The organism is Photorhabdus kayaii, from assembly GCF_025384895.1.
GTDB lineage: Bacteria > Pseudomonadota > Gammaproteobacteria > Enterobacterales > Enterobacteriaceae > Photorhabdus > Photorhabdus kayaii.
In genome coordinates this window covers 1-6,937 of the sequence record NZ_JAJAFZ010000116.1, presented here as the reverse complement: position 1 = coordinate 6,937, position 6,937 = coordinate 1, and the positions used below count along the sequence as shown (strand labels likewise).

The 6,937-nt window shown below is 45.8% G+C and carries 7 protein-coding genes; all 7 read left to right on the top strand.

The features are described from left to right. Positions 1-831 (top strand): DUF2345 domain-containing protein (locus LGZ98_RS22715; RefSeq protein ID WP_262978640.1); only part of this gene is annotated, 831 nt, incomplete at its 5' end. A 2-nt stretch (positions 832-833) separates the two neighbouring features. Continuing rightward, complete coding sequence (locus tag LGZ98_RS22710; RefSeq protein WP_113043432.1) at positions 834-2,453, top strand: esterase/lipase family protein; 1,620 nt, start codon at positions 834-836, stop codon at positions 2,451-2,453. Then, positions 2,446-3,534, top strand: a complete 1,089-nt coding sequence (locus LGZ98_RS22705; protein ID WP_113043431.1) for a Tli4 family immunity protein — start codon at positions 2,446-2,448, stop codon at positions 3,532-3,534. The genes LGZ98_RS22710 and LGZ98_RS22705 overlap by 8 nt, the downstream gene beginning before the upstream one ends. 121 nt (positions 3,535-3,655) lie before the next feature. Further along, complete coding sequence (locus LGZ98_RS22700) at positions 3,656-4,726, top strand: Tli4 family immunity protein (RefSeq protein WP_113043430.1); 1,071 nt, start codon at positions 3,656-3,658, stop codon at positions 4,724-4,726. 494 nt (positions 4,727-5,220) lie between these two features. After that, positions 5,221-5,493 carry a PAAR domain-containing protein gene (locus LGZ98_RS22695; protein ID WP_113043428.1) on the top strand — a complete coding sequence of 91 codons (273 nt, stop codon included), beginning with the start codon at positions 5,221-5,223 and terminating at the stop codon, positions 5,491-5,493. Further along, on the top strand, positions 5,490-6,617 hold the full coding sequence (locus LGZ98_RS22690; RefSeq protein WP_113043427.1) for a KPHS_23130 family T6SS system protein: 1,128 nt from the start codon (positions 5,490-5,492) through the stop codon (positions 6,615-6,617). The genes LGZ98_RS22695 and LGZ98_RS22690 overlap by 4 nt, the downstream gene beginning before the upstream one ends. Then, a partial coding sequence (locus tag LGZ98_RS22685) for a hypothetical protein (protein WP_262978639.1) occupies positions 6,614-6,937 on the top strand: 324 nt, incomplete at its 3' end. The genes LGZ98_RS22690 and LGZ98_RS22685, both read left to right, overlap by 4 nt.

The following is a 6,937-nucleotide window of genomic DNA, read 5'->3' as shown; positions in this document are numbered from 1 at the left end:
AGTACAGACGGGCAACCCAAAGCCCAGGGGCCGGTGTTGGCAATGCAGGCGGCAATCAGTCAGTTACAACAGGCGCAGGCGTTAACCGAAGCATTACGGGGTGCGGCAGAAACCGCCAAAGCTGAATTAGCGGATTTGCAGCAACAGAAGGCGTTATTGAGTGACACGTTGACGGAACTGAGAAAATCAGCGCTGTTACTTTCCGCACCCGAGGGTATTGCTCAGACGACGGCGAAAAATCTCCAGCTTTCCGCAGGGGAAAATATTATCGCCACCAGTGGGAAAAATACCGATTTCAGTGTGCTGAAAAAATTCACGGTGGCTGCCGGTGGGATTATCAGCCTGTTTGCCGAAAAGCTGGGGATCAAACTGTTTGCCCGCCGAGGGCGGATAGATATTCAGGCGCAGGGTGATGCGATGGGACTGGAGGCGTTGAAAGACATCACGGTGAGCAGTCATGAAGGCAAAGTGATCATCAGTGCCAAAGAGGAGATTTTGCTGGCCTGTGGCGGGGGATATATCCGTATTAGCAACGGGCAAGTGGAAAGTGGAGCACCCAATAACATTATCCAGCGGGCGGCGGTGTGGCAAAAATTTGGTGGGCAGAGTTTTAATCAGATGGCTTCCCAACGTGAGACAACGGATTTTTCTATAACACCGCAGGTGCTCTGGCCTTTTGATGATTCACCGGTGAACTATCAAAGCAGCCTTTTACACAATCAGGACAATAGTCAGCAACCTTCGACAACCGACTCGGATGGTAAGGTGACCAAACAGCAGCAATTAGGGGTGGAAGCAATGAAGTTCTATTTAAAAGAAGGTAAGGAGTAATGATGTCCGATTCATCAGAAAAAATTGTTGTTCAGCCTGTTTATGACGAGCATGGCAGTCTGTATTACCCGTTAGTTAATGCGCCCAGTGAAAAGAACCTGACAGCGATTTGTTATAAGGTGCCAAACCGGGTTATTCCGGTGATTTTTTTGCCCGGGGTGATGGGGAGTAACTTACAAGCAGAAAATGGTGATTCAGTCTGGAATGTCGATGGCCTTGGAAGCCTGTGGGAGTGGATGATACACGGCGCAGAGACGCGAAAAAAGTTGCTTGACCCAGAGAATACAGAAGTTGATTCACGGGGAAGGGTGGATGATAACGATAAAGAGGGCCCTAAATTTCCCTCACGGAAAGAGCGGGGCTGGGGGCAGGTAGCTTATATGAGTTACGGTGAATTTCTGTCCTGGCTTCAGGCGGCGTTGGATGATCAGGATGAGTTATTGCACAACCGGTTGAATAAGACGGGGAAGCAGACACTGCGACAGCAACTGGAGTTGATGGATCTACAGGCTGAGATGGGGGAAGAAAAGCTCTCGTTAAATGAGATTAAGTTGAGTTATCAATATCAGTTTCCAGTCCATGCGATGGGGTATAACTGGCTTCAGTCTAATGTAGAGTCGGCAAAAAATCTGGCTGACTATATTGGTAAAATTGTGAAAGATTATAAACAGCGTGGTCAGCCCTGTGAGAAAGTGATTTTGGTGACCCATTCAATGGGGGGATTGGTCGCTCGTCACTGTTCAGAAGTACTGGGGAAACGCAACGACATTCTGGGTATTGTCCACGGAGTAATGCCAACCTATGGCTCGCCAATGGCTTATAAACGGATGAAAGCAGGTGAAAATGGCATTGTTGGGCTGGTGATTGGTAAAGATGGTGCCCAGCTCACTCCAGTGATGGCGCAATCACCGGGACCACTCCAGTTATTGCCCGGTCTGAGATATGGCACCGGATGGTTGCAAATTAAAGATGGTAGGACACTCTATACCTTACCGAAACGTGATCCTTATAAAGAAATCTATTTGCAGCGTGATAAATGGTGGGGGTTATGCGAAGAGCGTCTGATTAACCCGACTAATGAGAAACAAAACCCGGCGATAATGCAGGCAGACTGGGATAAATATCATGATACGTTATCGACAAAAGTCCGGCCTTTTATCGAAGGGTTAAATGGCCGTTACCACAACAATACCTATGCTTTTTATGGTAACAGTATGAAATACCGCTCTTATGGCGTAGTGCGTTGGGTAGTGCGTACTCAGGTTAACCGGGGAGATGACCCCGGGCTGGCATTTAATAGCCCGGTATACGACCCGTATAATAATCATCTTGCAGGGACGCGTATGGTGGGGTATTCCACTGAACCAAACAAACCCAATGATCATAGTCATCTAAAAGCTTTTGCTATTGCAGACCCGCAACAGCCCGGCGATGGCACTGTGCCGGTTGAAAGCGGTAAGTTTGCCGCCAGTGGCTTGTGTTCGTTACTGGGCGTAGAAGTTGATCATGAAGGCGCTTATAAAACGGATAACACCAAAGATACCCGTTGGTTTACCCTGCGAGCGATTATCAAAATAGCGCAATCTGTTAAACAAACATCTCTGGCCTATCCTGATGAATAGAAAAAAAGTACTGGTTATTGCAATTGCCAGCCTGCTTGCGCTGGTGTTTTACGGGGGGTGGCACTGGTTGCAGCCCTATCCCCCACATACTGTGTTAAATCAGAAGGAACAATTAGCTGTGGATAAATTATTAGCAAACTTACAAACCCGTTGTATTGGTCGGTATCTGGTTGATTTGCCAGCCAACTACAACAATACCGTGGAGGCGGCTAGGGTGAACGATAATCGGGTAGAAACCCGTCTGCTCTATCCGCCTGCCTTTGAACAGCGTATTCAATTACGGGAAGACGCGTTACGGCAGATGAAGACGTCATATCCCGTTGATATGCCCTATCTAAAGAATATTTACCGCTTACCTCAGGGGATGCAGGGGATTATTTTCGAGCGTATGGAGGACCAAAGTGTACCGGATGTAGTTCGGGTATTGGAAGCCCATTTGTATAGCAATGGCGTGGCAATAAAAGTGGAAATGAAAGCAAAGGATGGTTCAGCGGCACGTTATGACAAGGATAGGCAGACTGAACCGACTGTTTATACCAATACTGTGCCAACGAAACTGGCAGAGTTGAAAGACTTATTATCCCGGATACAGGGACGTAAAGAGACGGAAATACCCACTACCGCCGGAAACTGTATTCCTCATGCATTTATTGCCGATAATAAAAAGGATAAAGAAGATATAGGCTTATTGTATAAAGCGAACCCGGATAATTACCTGAATGTTAGAATGAGTACTAATAATTTTATCCGTGAAAAAGACAGTATGCTGGAACGCCTTGGCGTAATTGAAGCAATGCTGTCCCGTGGGAAGGTTTTGCGCAAAGGGATACGGAAAATAAATGGGCAGGATACCGAAGAGCTATTACTGTCGGGCCGTCAACCGAACAATGATAATCCTCGTTATCTGTTTACATTACGGGTCAATGAAAAAACTGGGGGCAGAAGGACACCGGTATTTAATTTGGCGATAGTCAATGATGAAGAGACACCGACAGCCTATAGCCAGAATGAAATAGTGGCGTTCTGGGATGCGATTAGCCAGACCCTCAGAGTCAGACCCGGCGCTTTCAATCTCCGATAATATGTGTTTTAAATTAAATCCTTTATAGGGATATAAAGGTTAAAAATCAGGGTGGGAAAGGATAAGAAAATACCGATACGTACTTTAGGTTAAATCATCAAGATTATCTGGGCGGTAAAAATTGAATAAAAGAAATATCTTACTTATTTTGTTGGCTGGTGTGGCTATTTATGCCTTATGGCGATGGTATTTACCTGATCCTTATCATCCTGTTTTAACTGAAAAGGAAAAGAAAGTGACAACGGAAATGTTAGCAAATATGCAAACCCGTTGTATCGGTCGATATTTAGTTGATTTACCGGAAAACTATCATGATACGGTGAATGCTTCCCGGGTGAACGATTATTGGGTAGAAACTCAACGGATCTATTTACCTGCCTTTGAACAGCGTATTCAATTACGGGAAGAAGCATTACGGCAGATGAAGACGTCATATCCCGTTGATATGCCCTATTTAAAAAATATTTACTCTGTCCCCGAAGGGATGAAAGGGATTATTTTTGAACGTATGGAGAATCAAAGTGTACCGGATGTCGTCCGGGTATTAGAAGCCCATCTATATAGCAATGGAGTGGCGATTAAAGTAGAAATGGAAGCGAAAAATGGCTCCGCTGCACGCTATGACAAGGATCGACAAATTGCTCCTAGAGTTTATACCAATACAGTACCTGAGAAACTGGCTGAACTGAGGGATTTATTATCCCGTGTACGGGGGCGTGAAGAGACGGAAATTCCGACTACTTCGGGAAGCTGTATTTCCAATGCGTTTATTACAGATAATCAAAGGGATAAAGAAGATATCGGCACATTATATAAAACTGGCCCGGATAATTATTTGAATGTGAGAATACAAACGAATAACTATATCCGTGAAAAAGACAGTATGCTGGAGCGTATCGGCCAAATTAAAGCATTTCTGTACCGGGGTGATATTTTTCGTAAAGGTGCGCGAAAAATTAATGGGCTGGATACCGAGGAATTATTGGCGGTGGGATTACAGCCGGATAGTGATGATCCGCGTTATCAGTTTACGTTACTGGCAAATGAGAAAACCGGCGGAAAGAAAACACCGGTCTTTGATTTGACGGTGGTCAATGATGAAGAGACTCCGACAGCTTATAGCCAGAATGAAATAGTGGCGTTCTGGGATGCGATTAGCCAGACCCTCAGAGTCAGGCCGGATGCTTTTTAATTTTCGGCGGATTCGACTAATAATAACATTGCTTTCGGGTTTATCCTGCGAGCGATTATCAAATAGCACAGGTGGTGAAAATTGGATAAAAAAGAGTTTGCCGATTTTATTGGCGACGGGGGTATTCTTTCTGTGAGAGGTCGGTTTTTTTAATAATGCATTCATGGTGGGTTAAATTTGATTTTTGGGATGTGGTATTAGTCTGTGTTTTTCTTGTTTTCTATTATGCCTGGCCGGTCATCATGATTATTGATGGTTATGTCATTTATCGGACGATTCAATGCATTAAGCGAAAGAAATACAAAGTCCTACTGTTCTTAATCCCTGTAGTGGTGTTATTGAGTGGGCCGCTTATTTATCTTTTAATTCAGTTTTTAAAGGTATGGGGCCCTTAAGATTAAAGTCAATAATGAGATATATCGGGATGAAATATTATCTCCTGATATCTGATGGTTTATTTAGGGTTATTTCGATAATCAATAGAGGATATCACAATGTCTGGTATTGTTTGTTTAGGTGATGCCACCGATCGAGGTGGAAAAGTGATTACCGCTTCTTCAACAATGTATTTCGACGGTAAACAGGCCGCTTTGGTGGGTGATCTCATTAATTGTCCGTTAGACGGGCACGGTATTAATCCCATTATTGAGGGGGATAATACCGTTCAGGAAAATGGCCGCGCTGTAGTGGTGCATTATTGTCGCTGCCAGTGTGGATGTCGAGTATTGAGTTCAATGCCTCATCACCAGGTTGAGTCGTCGTCATGAGTTGGCCTATTCCAGAGATCCCCCGGCTTCGTGTCGTGGCGCCGGTGCGTTATGGGGTGTGGGGGATGATTTTATTGCTGATGCTGGCGGTAGGAACAGGTATGGCACTTGCGCTGAGAGAACCCCCCGATTTATTGCAGGTCGTACTGTATGGCAGCTTACCGGCCTTTTTCGGCTGGATGCTGTTATTCGGTGCGGTACTAAACCGCTATGAGCGATTTTGTACTGCGGCGCAAGCCTGGGAAGCCGCCAGTGCCGAAACCCGTTTCCAGTGGCAGCAATGGAGCAGAAAGCAATTGGCGGTGGTCGGCAACTTTATTCTGACACCAGAACCGCAGGGCATAGCCCCCTTGTTGGGTAAACCGAAAGATATTCCGGCTTTTCCCGATGCCGGACGGGCGCTGTCTGTGCCATCAACGGATATCCGGCAGTTATTGGCGAAAGTTGATGATAAGTTTGAGCAACAGTGTCCTGGATATCGCTCGCTTTTGAGCACCATTTATCTTGCTGACGTCCCTTCAATGGATTTGTCTCATCATCAAGAGTGTGTGCAACAACAGTGGGGTTTGGTTCCCACTCAAATAGAGAGCAGGGAGGTAATCACGTCATTGTACGATAAGGCGGCTTTTGAGGGGTTGACAATGGTTATCGCCTGCCAGTGCTGGCCTGCCAAAGGAGGTAAAGAAGCATACAGCGAATTTTTGTCTGCTCAGTTACTTTCCTCAACGGCATTTGCCGCCCAGAAAAAGTTAAACGTTCTGGCGGGTATGGGAAGGGCGCTGCCATCGTTACCCGGGGAAATAAAGAAAGATTTCAGAATGTTATTTGAGTATAACCGCATTGCCAAAAGCAGTATGCAGCACCTCTGGGTGACGGGGATTTCTCAAAACGTGCTGACTGAACTGATGATGGAGGGCCGTGATAGTCCATTCCATTTTGTCCCGGAAAATCCTGTTCATTTAATCGACCATACTTTTGGTCCACCGGGGCCGTTGTCTGTGTTTCTGACCTCAGCCATGCTGACCGAGGCCACTGGCCTGACAAATAGCGATCATATCATTATCAATCAATTACCCGAGGGTAACGCTGTACTTTATTTAATGACGAAGGAGTTACATCCATGAATGCGAGTCATCATCATCACTATGGCCTTCGGGGATATATTGTAATTACGCTGAGTCTTGCCGGAATATTTTTTCTGCTGATTTATTTAAATCAGGCAGTGCTTGAGGACAACGGGTTACTAAACCTTGCGTGGTATGCCTATGCCACGCTTTTCCCAGCCATATTGATAGGCTTATTGGGGAGCACGGCATGGGAGTATATACGGCAGAATAAAGCGCAACAACCATTACGGCCAGAGGCTGCACAAGCTGAAATTCGCCTCAGCCAGTCTGCGCCAATACTCAGTGATTTAGGCGATCGCTTGCACCGTCGTTACGGG

Bases quoted from the DNA above. Each gene is read 5' to 3' on its own strand.
- LGZ98_RS22705 (WP_113043431.1), top strand. From the start codon at position 2,446: ATGAATAGAAAAAAAGTACTGGTTATTGCAATTGCCAGCCTGCTTGCG.
- LGZ98_RS22710 (WP_113043432.1), top strand. From the start codon at position 834: ATGTCCGATTCATCAGAAAAAATTGTTGTTCAGCCTGTTTATGACGAG.
- LGZ98_RS22690 (WP_113043427.1), top strand. From the start codon at position 5,490: ATGAGTTGGCCTATTCCAGAGATCCCCCGGCTTCGTGTCGTGGCGCCG.
- LGZ98_RS22695 (WP_113043428.1), top strand. From the start codon at position 5,221: ATGTCTGGTATTGTTTGTTTAGGTGATGCCACCGATCGAGGTGGAAAA.